This window comes from Luteimonas sp. MC1782, assembly GCF_014164605.1.
Lineage (GTDB): Bacteria > Pseudomonadota > Gammaproteobacteria > Xanthomonadales > Xanthomonadaceae > Luteimonas.
This window is the reverse complement of sequence record NZ_JACJFT010000001.1, coordinates 1,919,161-1,934,532: the sequence shown is the minus strand read 5'-3', so window position 1 is coordinate 1,934,532 and position 15,372 is coordinate 1,919,161. Positions and strand designations below refer to the sequence as shown.

16 protein-coding genes are annotated in these 15,372 nt (G+C 71.2%); 10 read left to right on the top strand and 6 right to left on the bottom strand.

Going from position 1 to position 15,372, the window contains the following annotated elements:
• The first annotated feature begins 71 nt into the window (after positions 1 to 71).
• Entirely contained in the window at positions 72 to 1,349 is a 1,278-nt protein-coding gene (locus H5368_RS09020) for an acetyl-CoA C-acetyltransferase (protein ID WP_182823447.1), read from the top strand.
• Positions 1,350 to 1,402: 53 nt separating this feature from the next.
• On the opposite strand, the gene H5368_RS09015 is transcribed toward H5368_RS09020, so the two are convergent.
• The 3 genes from H5368_RS09015 to H5368_RS09005 form a co-directional block, all read right to left on the bottom strand.
• Complete coding sequence (locus H5368_RS09015; RefSeq protein WP_182823445.1) at positions 1,403 to 2,569, bottom strand: heme biosynthesis HemY N-terminal domain-containing protein; 1,167 nt, start codon at positions 2,567 to 2,569, stop codon at positions 1,403 to 1,405.
• Between the two features lie 82 nt (positions 2,570 to 2,651).
• Complete coding sequence (locus tag H5368_RS09010) at positions 2,652 to 3,638, bottom strand: uroporphyrinogen-III C-methyltransferase (RefSeq protein WP_182823443.1); 987 nt, start codon at positions 3,636 to 3,638, stop codon at positions 2,652 to 2,654.
• Positions 3,639 to 3,668: 30 nt separating this feature from the next.
• Positions 3,669 to 4,448, bottom strand: a complete 780-nt coding sequence (locus H5368_RS09005; RefSeq protein WP_182823440.1) for a uroporphyrinogen-III synthase — start codon at positions 4,446 to 4,448, stop codon at positions 3,669 to 3,671.
• A 60-nt stretch (positions 4,449 to 4,508) separates the two neighbouring features.
• On the opposite strand from H5368_RS09005, the gene H5368_RS09000 reads away from it, so the two are divergent.
• The 5 genes from H5368_RS09000 (at position 4,509) to H5368_RS08980 (ending at position 7,574) form a co-directional block, all read left to right on the top strand.
• Positions 4,509 to 4,967 (top strand): YiiD C-terminal domain-containing protein, encoded by a 459-nt coding sequence (locus H5368_RS09000; protein ID WP_182823438.1) that lies wholly within the window; start codon positions 4,509 to 4,511, stop codon positions 4,965 to 4,967.
• Positions 4,968 to 5,001: 34 nt separating this feature from the next.
• Positions 5,002 to 5,436: a hypothetical protein gene (locus H5368_RS08995; protein ID WP_182823436.1), complete on the top strand. Its 435-nt coding sequence runs from the start codon at positions 5,002 to 5,004 to the stop codon at positions 5,434 to 5,436.
• Positions 5,437 to 5,503: 67 nt separating this feature from the next.
• Positions 5,504 to 5,944: a rhodanese-like domain-containing protein gene (locus tag H5368_RS08990; protein ID WP_182823947.1), complete on the top strand. Its 441-nt coding sequence runs from the start codon at positions 5,504 to 5,506 to the stop codon at positions 5,942 to 5,944.
• A gap of 58 nt (positions 5,945 to 6,002) precedes the next feature.
• Positions 6,003 to 6,527 carry a protein-export chaperone SecB gene (gene secB / locus H5368_RS08985; protein WP_182823434.1) on the top strand — a complete coding sequence of 175 codons (525 nt, stop codon included), beginning with the start codon at positions 6,003 to 6,005 and terminating at the stop codon, positions 6,525 to 6,527.
• A 6-nt stretch (positions 6,528 to 6,533) separates the two neighbouring features.
• Positions 6,534 to 7,574: an NAD(P)H-dependent glycerol-3-phosphate dehydrogenase gene (locus H5368_RS08980; protein ID WP_182823432.1), complete on the top strand. Its 1,041-nt coding sequence runs from the start codon at positions 6,534 to 6,536 to the stop codon at positions 7,572 to 7,574.
• Between the two features lie 404 nt (positions 7,575 to 7,978).
• On the opposite strand, the gene H5368_RS08975 is transcribed toward H5368_RS08980, so the two are convergent.
• The 3 genes from H5368_RS08975 to H5368_RS08965 form a co-directional block, all read right to left on the bottom strand.
• Positions 7,979 to 8,545 carry a diffusible signal factor-reguated Ax21 faimly protein gene (locus H5368_RS08975; protein WP_182823430.1) on the bottom strand — a complete coding sequence of 189 codons (567 nt, stop codon included), beginning with the start codon at positions 8,543 to 8,545 and terminating at the stop codon, positions 7,979 to 7,981.
• Between the two features lie 187 nt (positions 8,546 to 8,732).
• On the bottom strand, positions 8,733 to 9,197 hold the full coding sequence (locus tag H5368_RS08970) for a tRNA (cytidine(34)-2'-O)-methyltransferase (RefSeq protein ID WP_182823428.1): 465 nt from the start codon (positions 9,195 to 9,197) through the stop codon (positions 8,733 to 8,735).
• Between the two features lie 57 nt (positions 9,198 to 9,254).
• A complete protein-coding gene (locus H5368_RS08965) occupies positions 9,255 to 9,968 on the bottom strand; it encodes an SDR family oxidoreductase (RefSeq protein WP_182823426.1) in 714 nt (237 codons plus the stop codon).
• Between the two features lie 122 nt (positions 9,969 to 10,090).
• On the opposite strand from H5368_RS08965, the gene H5368_RS08960 reads away from it, so the two are divergent.
• The 4 genes from H5368_RS08960 (at position 10,091) to H5368_RS08945 (ending at position 15,272) form a co-directional block, all read left to right on the top strand.
• Positions 10,091 to 12,955 (top strand): pitrilysin family protein, encoded by a 2,865-nt coding sequence (locus H5368_RS08960; RefSeq protein ID WP_182823424.1) that lies wholly within the window; start codon positions 10,091 to 10,093, stop codon positions 12,953 to 12,955.
• 70 nt (positions 12,956 to 13,025) lie between these two features.
• Positions 13,026 to 13,340 (top strand): DUF4156 domain-containing protein, encoded by a 315-nt coding sequence (locus tag H5368_RS08955; protein WP_182823422.1) that lies wholly within the window; start codon positions 13,026 to 13,028, stop codon positions 13,338 to 13,340.
• Between the two features lie 116 nt (positions 13,341 to 13,456).
• On the top strand, positions 13,457 to 14,473 hold the full coding sequence (locus H5368_RS08950) for a 3-oxoacyl-ACP synthase III (RefSeq protein ID WP_182823420.1): 1,017 nt from the start codon (positions 13,457 to 13,459) through the stop codon (positions 14,471 to 14,473).
• A gap of 13 nt (positions 14,474 to 14,486) precedes the next feature.
• On the top strand, positions 14,487 to 15,272 hold the full coding sequence (locus H5368_RS08945; protein WP_182823419.1) for a TSUP family transporter: 786 nt from the start codon (positions 14,487 to 14,489) through the stop codon (positions 15,270 to 15,272).
• The last annotated feature ends 100 nt before the right edge of the window (positions 15,273 to 15,372 follow it).

Below are 15,372 nucleotides of genomic sequence, written 5' to 3'. Positions count from 1 at the left end.
GCGCATGTGCAGCGCTAAACTGCCGCCCATTATGCCCGCCTGCGCCGGCGGGTCATCCCGAGAGGTCATCCATGCTGCATGGTCGCCCCGTCGCCGTCCTTGGCGGCGTCCGCATTCCGTTCTGCCGGCAGAACACCGCCTACGCCGACGTCGGCAACCTCGGCATGTCGGTACGCACGCTTGGTGCGCTGGTCGAACGCTTCGGCCTGCATGGCCAGCAGCTCGGTGAAGTGGCGATGGGTGCGGTGATCAAGCATTCCAGCGACTGGAACCTTGGCCGCGAGGCGGCGATGTCGTCCGGGCTGTCACCGCTGACGCCCGGCATCACCCTGCAGCGCGCCTGCGGCACCTCGCTGGATTCCATCATCACCATCGGCAACAAGATCGCCTGCGGGCAGATCGAGTCCGGCATCGGTGGCGGCAGCGACAGCACCTCGGACGTGCCGATCGTGTACGGCAAGGCACTGCGCCGCCGCCTGCTCGGCGCAAATGCCGCCAGGACCACCCGCGACAAGCTGGCGCAGTTCGCGGGCTTCCGCATCGGCGAGCTGAAGCCGGACTTCCCCGGCGTGGCCGAGCCGCGCACGGGCAAGTCGATGGGCGAGCACTGCGAAGACATGGCCAAGGAGTGGAGCATCTCGCGAGACTCGCAGGACCAGCTCGCGGTCGCCTCGCACCACCGCCTGGCCGCCGCCTACGAGCGCGGGTTCTTCGACGACCTGGTGGTGCCGTTCCGCGGCGTGTCGCGCGACAACATCCTGCGCGCCGACTCCACCCTGGAAAAGCTCGCCACCCTGAAGCCGGCGTTCGACCGCACCTCAGGTCGCGGCACGCTGACCGCGGGCAATTCCACGCCGCTGACCGACGGTGCATCGGCCTGCCTGCTGTCGACCGACGAGTGGGCCGCGACGCATGGCCATGAAGTGCTGTGCCATGTGCGCGACGCGCAGGTGGCCGCGGTCGATTTCGTGCACGGCGAAGGCCTGCTGATGGCGCCCACGGTGGCGGTGGCGCAGCTGCTGGCACGCAACAGCCTCACGCTGCAGGACTTCGACATCTACGAGATCCACGAGGCCTTTGCCGCGCAGGTGCTGTGCACGCTGCGCGCCTGGGAGAGCGAGGACTACTGCCGCACGCGGCTGGGCCTGGATGCGCCGTTGGGCCGCATCGACCCGCTGAAGATGAACCCGCTGGGCTCGTCGCTCGCCACCGGCCATCCGTTCGCCGCCACCGGTGCGCGCATCGTCGCCAGTGCCGCCAAGCAGCTGCGCGAACGTGGCGGCGGCCGTTGCCTGGTGTCGATCTGCACCGCCGGCGGCATGGGCGTGGTCGCCATCCTCGAGCGCTGAGGCCGGCACGTGCAATGCAGCCGGCGCGCGCATCGCGCGCCGGCTGCCACGCCTCACTCGATCACGTGCACCGGTTCACCGCGCATGGCCCGCAGGGCATTGCCGTACGCGACGCGCGCGCGGGCGTCGTCGCCGAGCTGCGCATAGTTGTGGCCCAGCTCTTCCCAGCCTTCACCGCCGGCACCCTGTGCCAGCGCGCGTTGCAGGTAGTCCATGGCCGGCTGCGGCTGGTCCTGCAACCGTGCCAGGCGTGCCAGCGTGAGCAGCAACGCCGGGCTGCCCGGATGCTGCTGCAGCCAGCGTTCGGCGGCGGCCTGGCGCTCGGCGAAGCGCGCCAGCGGCAGGCTGCCGTAGCGCGCGGCCAGGCGCTCGTCCCAGCGCGTGCCGAGCGCATGTTCGATGCTCGACGTCGCGGCCTCGTCCCAGCCCAGGGCTGCGGCGCGTTCGGCGTACGCGCTGACGATCGTCGGCTCGGCGCGCAGCGGCTTGGGCAGCGATTCCCAGCGGTCGGCAAGCGCGTTGGCATCGGCTGCCTGGCGCATGGCGGCGGCCGACCAGCGCAGTTCGCGCTCGGCCAGCACCGTGTCGGGCAGCGCCTGCTGCTGGCGCAGCGCACCCAGCAGCGCATACGCCTCGGCCGCCTGGCCGGACACGGCAAGCGCCTCCGCGCGCAGCGCAAGTCCACGTGGCGGCAGCGGCTGCGCGGCCGGGGCATCCAGCGCGACCAGCGCGTCCGTGGGGCGTTCCTCGGCAAGCGACAACTCGGCGTGGCCGATCGCGCGGGTCAGCGCGTGGCGCACATCGATGGCATCGAGGTGGCGTCGCGCCGCGGCGTGGTCGCCGCGGGCAAGCGCCGCGCGCGACGAAGCGAGCAGCGCGATCGCGGCATCGCTGTCGTCGCCGGCCTGCGGCAGGAGCTTTTCGGCGCGTGCGTAATGGCCGTGGTACAGCGCCTCCAGGCCGGTGCCCAGGCGCGCGCGCGACTGCTGGTCGCGGCGTTGGCGCCAGGCGCGCAGCGGCAAGGCGATCAGTGCCCACAGCAGCCACAGCGCGAACAGCGCCACGACCGCGGCCACGCCGACCCACAGCAGGTTGGTGGTGTAGTCCCAGCCGCGGTAGCGGACCAGCACGTAGCCGGGGTCCTGGGCGAGCAGGTGCCAGGCGAGCGCGCCGACGATCGCCAGCAGGATCCAGAGCAGCAGGTTGCGGAACAGATTCATGGCAAGGCTCCCGAGTTCGTGGCCACCCTAGCCGGTGCGGCGTCGCGGCAGTGTATGAATGCGGGCGCGGCGCCGTTGTCGTTCAGCGGGCGCCGCCGGGCGCGCCACGGCGCAGGCGCAGCTGCTCCAGGGTGCTGCCCAGCGTGGGCAGCGCCACCGCCAGCGGCAGCGCGCCCAGCGCCTGCACGTCGGCCATGCGTGCCCGCAACGCGGGGGTCTCCGGCCACAGCCGCGGCAGCCAGGCTTCGCTGCGCGCCAACGCCGCGCGCCAGCCGCCGGCATCGCGCCGTTCGGCGGCGGTGCGGGCCAACGCCAGTTCGAGGCGCAGCGTGGCGATGCCGGCCGCCCGCTCGGCGGGCGCGACGGCCTGCCGCGCGTCGCTGCGCCGGACATCCACCACGCGGCCGGCAAGCCGCTCCCACCAGCTGCCACCATCACCCGCCGTGGCGCGTGGCGCAGGCTGCACCGGCAACGCGTCGAGCTGCGCGGCCACGGCGTCGAGGCGCGCCAGCGCGACCACGCGCGGGTCGTCGCCCAGGGCGTCCAGCGCGGCGCGTTCCTGCACCAGCACCTGGCGGATGTCGAGGTAGCCCGGGTCGGTGACGGCGTCGAGCAGGCGCGCCGCCAGCGCGTAGGCGCGGCGGGCGCCCTCGAGGTCGGCGGCCAGCATCAGGCGCTGCTGCCCCTGCGCCAGCAGCAGCTCGATGTCGTCCAGGCGCAGCGCCTGGGCACCGCCTTCGGCCGGCCCGGCCAGGCGCTGCACGCTTTCCTCGAGCAGGGCGGCGCGCTGGCCGATCCCGAGGAGCTCGTCGCGCAGCACGCGGTTGGTGGCCTCGGCCTGCTGCAGGCGCTTGCCCTGCGCCTGCTGGTTGCGGCGCACGGCAGCCATGCGGTCCTCGAGCGCGGTGACGCGCTGCAGCTGGTCGGCGACCGAGGCGCGGCGTTCGGCCGACTGCGCCTGCCAGCTGGTCCACCCGAGCCAGGCGACCACTGGCACCAGCAACAGCAGGAGCAACCAGGCGAGGGCGGAGCTGCGGCGCGGCGGCGCAGGGGAGGAAGGGGGATTCACGGCAGCGGGCGCGGGTGGGGGCCACACATGTTAGGGCTTCATGGCAGCCGCGGCGCATGCGGCTTCGAGCATGGCATCGGGGCGCGCGCTCGTGGCCACCCCGGCCACGGACAGGCCCAGCGCGCGGGCGAGGACGGCGAGGCGTTCGCTGGCCGCGACCACGCGCGCGGCGCGCAGCCGCGCAAGGGCATCCGCGGGCAACCGCGCGACGACATGCTCCAGCGCCTCGCCGCTGCTGGCCAGCAGCCACGCCGGCGCGTCGAGCGCGCGCAGCGCCGCCACCGCGCGGGGCGTGGGCGCGATCGGCACGCGTGCATAGACGTTGGCGCGCAGCACCCGGGCACCGCGGGCGGCGAGCGTCGCGGCAATCACGCCGCGGCCGCCAGGCGCGGTGACCAGGCCGATGTCCAGCCCGCGCACGGCGGCCAGTGTCGGCAGAGCCAGCAGCCCTTCGCTGTCCATGCGCTGCGGCGCATCCACTGCGGCCACGCCGGCACGGTGCAGCGCGCGCGCGGTGCCGGTGCCGACTGCCACGAACACCTGGCCGCGGCCGGGGCGCAGCGCACGCAGCCGCGCCGCCGCGTCGACCGCCGCGGGACTGGTGAACAGCACCCGCGGTGCCGCCAGCGCCGCGCGCAGCGCGGCGCGGGTGGCGCGGTCGTCGCGCGCCTCGATGCGCCACGGCGACAGCGCCAGCGTACGCGCGCCATGGCATGCCGCCGCGCGCCGGATCGCGTCGTGGCCGCCCACCGGGCGCAATGAGATGACGTAGCATCCGGACAGGCGTCCGGGTGTGGCGTTGGTGGGCATCGCAGCAGCTTGGTGCCTGTCGATGGCCCCTGCAAGGCGCCGCCCCGCACAGGACCCCGCATGACCCTCGAAGACGAACTGCTGGCGCTGGACGCGCACTACCGGTCGATGCCGCCGGTGGCGGCGATGGCCGTGACCATCGCCGGCCACGACGGCGGACACCTGCGCCTGCGCGCGCCGCTCGCGCGCAACGTCAACGACAAGGGCTGCGCATTCGGCGGCAGCCTGGTGTCGGTGATGACGCTGGCCGGCTGGGGCCTGGTGACGCTGCGCTGCGCGCAGTTGGGGATCAAGGCCGACGTGTTCGTGGCCGACAGCGCCGTGCGCTACCTGGCTCCGCTGTACGCCGACCTCGAGGCCAGCGCGTGCCTGGAGGAAGGCGCGCACTGGAGCGACTTCGACAAGACCCTGCGTGCGCGCGGCCGTGCGCGCGTCGCCATCACGGCCACGGTGCCGCTGCCGGCCGGCGGCGTGGCCACCACCATGCGCGCCAGTTACGCGGCGATCACCAGGGGTTAGCATGCCGGCCACGCCGACTTCCGGAATCGCCGCCATGCGCACACCGCCCCACGCCTCCCTGTACGCGAGGGCTGCCTTGCTGCTGTGCATGCTGGTGGCCGTGACCGCCTGCGCCAGTGCGGGCGGCAAGGGCGACGCGCTGCAGCGCGTGCAGTACGCGTACTCGGCGGCGATCCGCTGGGGGGATTTCGAAACCGCCTGGAACATGGTGGAGCCCGCGTACCGCGAGAAGCATCCGATGACCGATGTGCAGCTGGAGCGCTACAGGCAGATCCAGGTCTCGCACTACCGCGACATCAGCGCCCAGGCCGGCGAAGGCACGGCGGTGCGCGAGATCGACATCGGCGTGATCAACCGCCACACCATGGCCGAGCGCAGCCTGCGCTACCAGGAAGCCTGGCGCTACGACGCGGAGAGCCGCGCCTGGGTGCTGACCAGCGGCCTGCCGGACTTCTGGCGCGGCGAGTAGCCCGGCGCTTTGCGCCGCCGCCGGCGCTGGGCGACAATCGCGGCCCGCTGCCATGCTGGCCCCCGCCTTGAACCTTGAAGAACTGTCGGCCTTCGCCGGCCGCAATCCCATGCTCGCCCTGGCGCTCGCCGGCATCACGCTGGCGATCCTCTACACCGAGGTCGCGCGCCTGTTCCGCGGTTTCAAGGGCCTGCGCCCGGCCGAACTCACCGCGCTGATGAACCGCGAGAACGCGCTGGTGGTCGACCTGCAGCCAGCCGGTGACTTCGAGAAGGGCCATATTCCCGGCTCGAAGAACGTGCAGATGAGCCAGTTCGATCCCGAGAACAAGATGCTGGCAGGCGCCAGGGCGCTGCCGGTGGTCGCCGTCTGCAAGACCGGCGTGACCGCGGCGCAGGCCGCCAAGCGCCTGCGCAAGGCCGGCTTCGAGCGCGTGTACGTGCTGGAAGGCGGCATCGCCGCCTGGCAGCAGGCCGAGCTGCCGCTGGCCAAGGGCCGCGGCAAGTAGCGTAACGGCCGCGTGCGATAATTCACCTCTTTCCCGAATTCTCCCGGAGTTTCCCCAGATGGCCGACCAAGACCAGAACGGCGCCGCCGGCGCCATTGCCGAACAGCCCGCCGCCCCGCAGTTCACCGTCGAGAAGATCTACGTCAAGGACGTCTCCTTCGAGGCGCCCAGGACCCCGCAGGCGTTTGGCGAACAGGGCCAGCCGCAGCTGCAGATGAACCTCAACCAGCGCGTCAACCGCGTCGCCGACAGTACCTTCGAGGTCGTGCTCGGCATCAACCTGACGTGCAACATGGGCGAGGACAACACCATGTACCTGGTCGAAGTGCAGCAGGCCGGCCTGTTCAACCTGGTGGGCTTCGAGGACCAGGCGCTCGACGTCATGCTGGGCACGCACTGCCCGGCCATCCTCTACCCGTATGCGCGCCAGACCATCGGCGACCTGATCCAGGCCGGCGGGTTCACCCCGTTCCTGCTGCAGCCCATCAACTTCGAGGCCCTGTACGCCGAAGGCGTGCGCCAGCGCGCCGCGCAGCAGGCCGGTGGCGACCTCGCCAATACCGAGGCCGGCGGCAACGCCTGAGTGGTGATGGAGCCCTCGGTCACGCCGGTGGCCAAGCCGGCGGTAGCGGTGCTGGGCGCGGGCTCCTGGGGCACGGCGCTGGCGGCGCTGATCGCGCGCCACGACCATGCCACGGTCCTCTGGGGGCGTGATGCAGAGGTGGTCGGCGCGATCGATGCCGGCCACCACAACCCGCGCTACCTGAAGGGCATCGCCCTGCCGGCATCGCTGCGCGCCACCACCGACCTCGCCGCGGCCCTGGCCACGGCCGACCTGGTGCTGGTCGTGGTGCCCTCGCACGCCTTTGCCGACACCCTGCGCGCGCTGGCGCCGCTGCGCCCCGCGCATGCAGGCGTGGCCTGGGCCACCAAGGGCTTCGAGCCCGGGTCCGGGCGTTTCCTGCACGAGGTTGCCGCCGAGGTCCTCGGCCCCGAGGTGCCGCTGGCCGTGGTGACCGGGCCGTCGTTCGCCATGGAGGTCGCGTCGGGCCTGCCCACCGCGCTCACCGTGCACAGCGATGACCAGATGTTCGCGCAGTTGGTGGCCGACGTGCTGCATGGCCCGGCGTTCCGCGCCTACACCGGCGACGACATGCGCGGCGCCGAACTGGGAGGCGCGATGAAGAACGTGCTGGCGGTGGCCACCGGTGTCGCCGACGGCATGAACCTGGGCCTCAACGCGCGCGCCGGACTCATCACCCGCGGCCTCAACGAGATGCTGCGCCTTAACATCGCCATCGGCGGCAAGCCCGAGACCCTCATGGGCCTGGCCGGCCTCGGCGACCTGGTGCTCACCTGCACCGGCGACCTGTCGCGCAACCGGCGCCTGGGGCTGGCGCTCGGCCGCGGCCAGACGCTGGAAGACGCGGTGCGCGAGATCGGCCAGGTGGTGGAGTCGGTGCAGACCGCCGACGAGGTCATGCGCCAGGCCGAGGCGCACGGCGTGGAACTCCCCATCGCCAGCAACGTCCGCGACGTGCTGCACGGCGACATCACCCCGGCCGAAGGCCTGGCACGCCTGCTGGCGCGCGAGCAGAAAGCCGAGTACCCGGCGAAGCTCTTCGCCTGACCCCCCGCGGTGGCTTAGAGCCCGTGGTGGCCGTGACGCCTTCGCGGCTCATGTCCCCCGGCATCCGCCTGGCGGCGGATACCTCCTCCTTGACTTCCCCGCGAAGGCCTCACGGCCACTTCGGGGCTCTGCGCTGTGCTGCCAGTAGCGTGACCGTGCGCGAAATTGCGGGCTGTGGCTTTGCTCCTCAAAACCACCGCAGTGCGACGTACCGGGTGCCAATGGCCTTGAGAGCGAAGTAAAGGAGGAGGCGATGGCCGCAAGGCCATCGCCGGGGGACATGAGCACTCAAGGCCATTGGTACCCGGCGCAGGCGCGCGCACAAAAAAAACCCCGACCTTGCGGCCGGGGTCTATGTCGCACAGCGGGGAGAGAGTCCCTGCGCGATTTCCCATGGAACGGTGTTACCAGGTGAAGCGCGGGCCGACGAACCACTCGGTATCGCCGCCGGCGAACTTGACGTCACCGTTGATGCCCCAGTTGGGGTTGAACTTCAGGTTGGCGCCCAGGCGGCCGTAGAAATCGCCGTCGATGCCACCGTCATAGTCTTCGTAGCCGGCCAGCGCGTAGCCGTCGAAGTTGCGCGCAAGCGAGCCGCGCACGCCGACTTCGGTGCTCCAGCCGTCGAATTCCAGATCGGTGCCGAGCACGCGGCCCGCATCGAGCTTCTGGTAGGCGACGCGGGCCAGCAGGTCCGCGCGCGGCGAGATCTCGAGGTTGTAGCCCAGGCCGACCTTCAACTGGTCGACGTCGAGGCTGGTGTCGTCGATTTCCTGGCTGCTGTAGCCGCCGAAGACGTGGAAATTGGGATGGAACGAGAACGAGCCGTTGACACCGACGCCGTCGGCATCGATGTCGCCGTTGGTGGCCTGGTAACCGGCCTCGACGTAGTTGTAGGTGACGCCTTCGGCGGCCGAAGCGGCAAACGGCAGCGCCGCCGCCAGGGTCAGGGCGATCAGGGAACGCTTCATCGGGGGAGGACCTCGTGCTTGCTTGTTGTTATAGGTCCGGCCATGGACGGCAGGGGAGGGGAGAGAACCGATCGGGGAAATCGGACCCGCCCATGGCCGGAGCACGTATTCTCGACATCGCGCGACAACACAGGCTGAATACTGAACTGGACAGTGCAGGAACTTTCGTGCAGTGCACGGGTCGGGATCACGCCGCGCCGTCGAACCCCAGTTGCCGCCAGGCCTCGTAGGCCACGACCGCCACCGCGTTGGACAGGTTGAGGCTGCGGTTGCCGGGGCGCATCGGCAGGAACAGGCGGCGGTCGGCGGCAACGGATTCAAGCACCGCGTCGGGCAAGCCACGCGTCTCGCAGCCGAACAGGAAGGCGTCGCCGGGCGCATAGCGTGGCGCGTCATGGCGCACCCGCCCGCGCGCGCTGAGCGCGAACAGCCTGGCCGGTGCGATCGCGGCCAGCGCCGCGGCCAGGTCGTCGTGCACCGCCACCCGTGCGTACTCGTGGTAGTCCAGCCCCGCACGCTTGAGCTGCCGGTCGTCCATGTCGAAGCCCAGCGGCCGCACCAGGTGCAGGCGTGCGCCGGTGTTCGCGCACAGGCGGATGGCGTTGCCGGTGTTGGGCGGGATTTCCGGCTGGAACAGGATGATGTCGATCATCGCGACGGGGACGCGGCATGTGGCGCCGCAGGATAGCCGCAGCCGCCGGGCGCATGGCTACCAGGCCATCGCCTCGCCGCGCCAGTCGAGGAAGCTGCCGCTCGCCGCCGGCGCAAGCCCGGCGATGACATCGAGCAGGCCACGTGCCGACGCGTCGACAGGCTCGGTCGCCTGCGCGCCGCCCATGTCGGTCTGCACCCAGCCGGGATGGCATGCGACCACCACGATGCCGCGCTCCGCCAGCGCCTGCGCCAGCAGCCGCGTCGCCATGTTCTGCGCGGCCTTGCCGAGCGCGTAGCCCGGCGTGCCGAAGCGCGTGGTGCCGGCGATGGAGCCGAGCTGCGACGACAGGTTGGCAACGCGCGCGCCGTCGGCCAGCAGCGGGGCGAGCGCCTCGGTCACCAGCAGCGGGCCGAGCGCGTTGATGCGCAGGCTGTCCTCGAGCTGCGCCTGGTCGAGGCGACCGAAGCGTTCGCCGGAGTGCAGCACGCCGGCGTTGTTGATCAGCAGGTCGATGCGGCCGTCGTCGCCGAGCACCAGCGGCAGCTCATGCGCCAGGCGCGCGCGCGCCTTGCCGTCCGCCACGTCCAGCGGCAGCACGTGCAGGTGGCCGGGATGCGCGCCGGCCAGCGCATTCAAGGCGCTCGCCTTGCCGGGTTGCCGGCAGGTGGCGACCACGCGGTCGCCGCGTGCCAGCAGCTGGCGGGTGAGTTCCAGGCCGAGGCCACGGTTGGCGCCGGTGACCAGCGCATGCAGCGGAGGAGTGTCCATGCGGCGAGCATGCCCCAGCCCGCGTCGGCGTGCCGTGGCCACCCGGGACCAATGGCCCGGGGGCCGCGGCTGGCGGGGGCGCTACCATTCCCGGTCCGGACCGTACCCAGGATCACCACACCATGCAGATGCCCACGCGCATGCCGCGCCGCGCCACCTTCCTCGCCCTGGCCATGGCCGCTGCACTCGGCACGCTCGCCCCGGCCGGCTACGCGAAGGTGCCGCAGGCGGCCCCGGCCGCGGTGGTCGACATCCCGTATGAAACCTTCACCCTGCCCAACGGCCTGCGCGTGGTCGTGCACACCGACCGCAAGGCGCCGATCGTCGCGGTCAACATCTGGTACCACGTGGGCAGCAAGGACGAGCCGGCCGGGCGCAGCGGCTTTGCGCACCTGTTCGAACACCTGATGTTCCAGGCGTCGGAGAACCACCAGGGCGAGTTCTTCACGCCCTTCAAGCAGATCGGCGTGACCGACCAGAACGGCACCACCAACACCGATCGCACCAACTACTTCCAGAACGTGCCGACCACCGCGCTCGACACCGCGCTGTGGATGGAATCCGACCGCATGGGGCATTTCCTCGGCGCCGTCGACCAGGCCGCGCTCGACGAGCAGCGCGGCGTGGTGCAGAACGAGAAGCGCCAGGGTGAAAACCAGCCCTACGGCCAGGCGTGGGAGAAGCTCAACAAGGCGCTGTATCCGGCGGGCCATCCGTACCACCACAGTGTGATCGGCTCGATGAACGACCTCGATGCCGCGTCGCTGGAAGACGTCAAGACCTGGTTCCGTGCCTGGTACGGCCCGAACAACGCGGTGCTGGTGCTGGCCGGCGACATCGACGTCGCCACCGCGAAGGACAAGGTCGCGAAGTACTTCGGCCACATCCCGGCCGGTCCGACCATGGCGCAGCCGAAGGTGGACGTGGCGCGGCGCACGGCGTCGACCCGCGAGACCATGCACGACAAGGTGCCGCAGCCGCGCGTCTACCGCCTGTGGAACGTGGCCGAAGTGACCGATGCCGACCTCGACCGCCTGCAGCTGCTCGGCCAGGTGCTGGGCGGCAGCAAGTCCTCGCGCCTGGACAAGCGCCTGGTGCACGAGGAGAAGCTGGTCGACAGCATCAGCGCCGGTGCGTACGGCAAGCAGCTGGGCTCCAACTTCATCGTCATGGCGCAGGTCAAGAAGGGCGTCGACCCGGCCCGGGTCGAGGCGATCATCGACGAGGAAATCGAGCGCCTGCTGGCCGAAGGCCCGACCGCCGACGAGCTCGAGCGCGCACGCACGGTGTTCCGCGCCGGCTTCATCCGCGGCATCGAGCGCATCGGCGGCTTCGGCGGCAAGGCCGACGCACTGGCCGAATGCGCGGTGTACACAGGTGACCCGGGCTGCTTCCGCGAATCGCTGGCCGTCATCAACGCCACCTCGGCGAGCGAGGTGCAGGCGGTCGGCCGCACGTGGCTTGGCAGCGGCGACCACACCCTGGTGATCGTGGAGGGCGAGCGCACGCCGCTGGCCGAGGAGCCGGCCGGCACCCCCGCGCCATGGCAGTTGCCGCCGGTGGATGCCGCCTGGTCCACCACGCCTGCGAGCGTCGACCGCAGCCAGGGCGTGCCGATGCCCGACGCGTTCCCCGACCTGGTGTTCCCCGCGCTCGAGCGCGCGCGCCTGTCCAACGGCACCACGGTGATCCTCGCGCGCCGCGCCGGCCTGCCGGTGGTGCAGATGGACTACCAGTTCGCCGGTGGCTACAGCGCCGACGCCGACGGCGCCGCCGGCACGTCCAGCTTCACCATGGGCATGCTCGACGAAGGCGCGGGTGACCTGGGCGCGCTGGCGTTCGCCGACCGCGCCGAATCGCTGGGCGCGCAGATGGGCGCCGCCGCCGGGCTCGACAGCGCCAGCGCCTGGTTCTCGGGCCTCACCGAAAACCTCGATGCATCGCTGGCCCTGTATGCCGACCTGCTGCGCCGCCCGCAGTTCAGCGCCGCCGAGATCGAACGCGTGCGCGCCACCTGGATCGCCAACATCGCCCAGGAGAAGGCACGTCCGCAGACCGCGGCGATGCGCGTGCTGCCGCCGCTGCTGTACGGCGACGGCCACGCCTACGCGATGCCGTTCACCGGCTCCGGCACCGAGGCGTCGATCGCGGCGCTCGACCGCGACGACCTTGTCGCGTTCCACCGCGCCTGGGTGCGCCCCGAGGGCGCGACGCTGGTGGTCGTCGGCGACACCACGCTGGAGCAGGTGGTGCCGCTGCTCGAGAAACACTTCGGCGACTGGCGTGGCACGGGCCCGGCGCCCGCCGCGCAGTCCGTGCCTGCGACGGTCGCGCGCCCGGCGCAGGGCCGCGTGTTCCTGGTCGACCAGCCGGGCGCGGTGCAGGCCAACATCTACGCCGGCCAGCTGGTGCCCTCGACCACCGATGCCGGCGCGGTGCGCTTCGACATCGCCAACGGCGTGATCGGCGGCGACTTCACCGCGCGTCTCAACATGAACCTGCGCGAGGACAAGCACTGGTCGTACGGCGCGCGCAGCGGCGCGTCGGGCGCGCTCGGCCAGCGGCCGTGGCTGGCGTCGGCGCCGGTGCAGATCGACAAGACCGCGGAGGCGATGGCCGAGATGCGCCGCGAGATCGGCGCCTTCGCCAGTGGCGAAACCCCGCCCACCGCGGCCGAGGTCGAACGCATCCGCGCCATCAACACGCTCAGCCTGCCCGGTGCGTACGAGACCGCGGCCTCGGTGGCGTCGACGATCGGCGGCATCGTGCTGTACGGCCGTCCGGACGACTACGTGGTGCGCCGCAAGGCGGAGATCGAGGCGATGACGCCGGCGCAGGTGGCCGAGGCGGCGAAGACGCTCGACGCCGACACCCTGACTTGGGTGGTGGTGGGCGACCTGTCGAAGATCGAGGCGCCGGTGCGCGCGCTCGGCTTCGGGGAGGTGACGGTGATCGACGCCGACGGCAAGCCCGTCGCCAACCGTTAAGCCGCGAGCGATACGCGGTGCCGTGCCATCGGCGAAGATGGCCGGCACCGCCATTCACGGAGCCAGATCCATGCGCAAGTCGTTCGCGTTCGTGCCGTTGCTTGTCCTCGCCCTCGGCGGGTGCACCTGGGTGCACATGGCGCCAGGCGCGTCGGCCGTGCGCGTGGTGGCCTCGGCCCCGACCGGCTGCGAGAAGCGCGGCGAGGTCGAAGTTGCGGTGAAACACAGCGTCGCGTTCATCGAGCGCAACGACCTGCGCGTGCGCGAAGAGCTGGAGACGCTGGCCCGCAACGAGGCGCCGGGCCTTGGCGCCGACACCATCCACCCGCTCGGCGGACCGCTGCGTGGCGCGCAGCGCTGGGCCGCCTGGCGCTGCGGAGGCTGAACGGCGTGGCTCTTCGCAGGCGTGCGGGCCGTCACGTGGCGGCCCGCAAGTGCGCGGGGGGCGCTAAGCCGGTAATCTAGACGGCCTTTTTTGCACATCCCATCGGCGGCCAGCCCATGTTGTTCCAGCACGTAGCCATTGCCGGTCTTGCGCACATCGACGCCCCCCGGCGGCTGTCGTCCGACGAGATCAACGCGCGCCTGAAGCCCACGCTCGACCGCCTCGGCATCAAGACCGACGTGCTCGGCGATGTCGCCGGCATCCACGCCCGCCGCCTGTGGGACGACAACGTGCTGGCGTCCGACGCCGCCACCCTCGCCGGGGTCAAGGCGCTGGCCGATGCCGGCATCGATCCGTCGCGCGTGGGCCTGCTGGTCAACACTTCGGTCAGCCGCGATTTCCTCGAGCCGTCCACGGCGTCCATCGTCAGCGGCAACCTCGGCATGTCCGACACCTGCCAGAACTTCGACCTCGCCAATGCCTGCCTGGCCTTCATCAACGGCATGGACGTGGCCAGCCGCATGATCGAGCGCGGCGAGATCGACTACGCGCTGATCGTCGATGGCGAGACCGCCAACCTCGCCTACGAGCGCACCATCGAACGCCTGCTGCGCCCGGATGCCACCGAGGCCGAGTTCCGCAACGAGATGGCCACGCTCACGCTTGGTTGTGGCGCCGCCGGCATGGTGCTGGCCCGCGCCGAGCTTGCGCCGGGCGCGCCGCGCTACCGCGGTGGCGTGACACGCGCCGCCACCGAGTGGAACGGCCTGTGCCGCGGCAACCTCGACCGCATGGTCACCGACACCCGCACGCTGCTGATCGAGGGCATGAAGCTCGCGCAGAAGACCTTCATCGCCGCGCGCCAGGCGCTGGGCTGGGTGGTGGAGGAGATGGACGAGTTCGTCATCCACCAGGTCAGCAAGGCGCACACCGCGGCGTTCATCAACGCCTTCGGCATCGATCCGAAGAAGGTCATGACGATCTTCGGCGAGCACGGCAACATCGGCCCGGCCTCGGTGCCGATCGTCCTCAGCAAGCTGCGCGAGATGGGCCGCCTGAAGAAGGGCGACCGCGTCGCGCTGCTCGGCATCGGCTCGGGGCTGAACTGCTCGATGGCCGAAGTGGTCTGGTAACCGCTGCAACACAATGGAGTTCGGACTGGACGTGCTGGCGCTGCTGGCACTGGTGGCGTTCGTTGCCGGCATCATCGATGCGATAGCCGGCGGAGGCGGGCTGATCACCATCCCCGCGCTGATGGCGGCCGGCATTCCGCCGGTGCAGGCCATCGCCACCAACAAGCTGCAGTCGAGCTTCGGCACCGCCGGCGCGGTGCTGGCGTTCGCGCGCAAGGGGCGCATCGATTTCCGGCGTTTCCTGTGGCCGGCGGTGGCCGCGTTCGCGGGCTCGGTGGGCGGGGCGATCGCGGTCCAGCGCGTGGATCCGTCGTTCCTGGCCGGGCTGGTGCCAGTGCTGCTGGTGGCGATGGCCGCCTATTTCCTGCTCGGCCCGAAGGCCAGCGAGGCCGGACGCCACGCGCGGCTGGGTCACGCGGCGCTGGTCACGCTCATGTTCGCACTGGGCTTCTACGACGGCTTCTTCGGCCCCGGCACCGGATCGTTCATGGCCACCGCGCTGGTGGCGCTGTTCGGCATGGGCCTGGTGTCGGCCACGGCGCACACCAAGTTCCTGAATCTCGCGAGCAACGTCGCCGCGCTGGCCACGCTCGTCATCGGCGGGCAGGTGCTGTGGCTGGTCGGCCTGGTGATGGCGGTGGCGAGCATCGCCGGCGGGCAGGTCGGCGCGCACCTAGCGCTGCGCGTCGGCGGCCGCGCGATCCGGCCGCTGCTGGTGGTGATGTCGCTGGCGTTGACGGTGAAGTTGCTGGCCGATCCGGGGAACCCGCTGGTGGAGTGGGTGAGGTTGATCTGGTAGCGAGAAGCGCACATTCGCATCAGAATTTTCCTTTCATAGGCGCTTCTGGAAAGTAAAGAAAGAAAGTGGTACTTAGTTTTCCTTGTTCTCACCGCGGGCG

Coding starts and splice junctions, on each gene's coding strand:
- H5368_RS09020 (WP_182823447.1), top strand. CDS start 72: ATGCTGCATGGTCGCCCCGTCGCCGTCCTTGGCGGCGTCCGCATTCCG.
- H5368_RS09015 (WP_182823445.1), bottom strand. CDS start 2,569: ATGAATCTGTTCCGCAACCTGCTGCTCTGGATCCTGCTGGCGATCGTC.
- H5368_RS09005 (WP_182823440.1), bottom strand. CDS start 4,448: ATGCCCACCAACGCCACACCCGGACGCCTGTCCGGATGCTACGTCATC.
- H5368_RS09000 (WP_182823438.1), top strand. CDS start 4,509: ATGACCCTCGAAGACGAACTGCTGGCGCTGGACGCGCACTACCGGTCG.
- H5368_RS08995 (WP_182823436.1), top strand. CDS start 5,002: ATGCGCACACCGCCCCACGCCTCCCTGTACGCGAGGGCTGCCTTGCTG.
- secB (WP_182823434.1), top strand. CDS start 6,003: ATGGCCGACCAAGACCAGAACGGCGCCGCCGGCGCCATTGCCGAACAG.
- H5368_RS08980 (WP_182823432.1), top strand. CDS start 6,534: ATGGAGCCCTCGGTCACGCCGGTGGCCAAGCCGGCGGTAGCGGTGCTG.
- H5368_RS08975 (WP_182823430.1), bottom strand. CDS start 8,545: ATGAAGCGTTCCCTGATCGCCCTGACCCTGGCGGCGGCGCTGCCGTTT.
- H5368_RS08970 (WP_182823428.1), bottom strand. CDS start 9,197: ATGATCGACATCATCCTGTTCCAGCCGGAAATCCCGCCCAACACCGGC.
- H5368_RS08965 (WP_182823426.1), bottom strand. CDS start 9,968: ATGGACACTCCTCCGCTGCATGCGCTGGTCACCGGCGCCAACCGTGGC.
- H5368_RS08960 (WP_182823424.1), top strand. CDS start 10,091: ATGCAGATGCCCACGCGCATGCCGCGCCGCGCCACCTTCCTCGCCCTG.
- H5368_RS08955 (WP_182823422.1), top strand. CDS start 13,026: ATGCGCAAGTCGTTCGCGTTCGTGCCGTTGCTTGTCCTCGCCCTCGGC.
- H5368_RS08950 (WP_182823420.1), top strand. CDS start 13,457: ATGTTGTTCCAGCACGTAGCCATTGCCGGTCTTGCGCACATCGACGCC.
- H5368_RS08945 (WP_182823419.1), top strand. CDS start 14,487: ATGGAGTTCGGACTGGACGTGCTGGCGCTGCTGGCACTGGTGGCGTTC.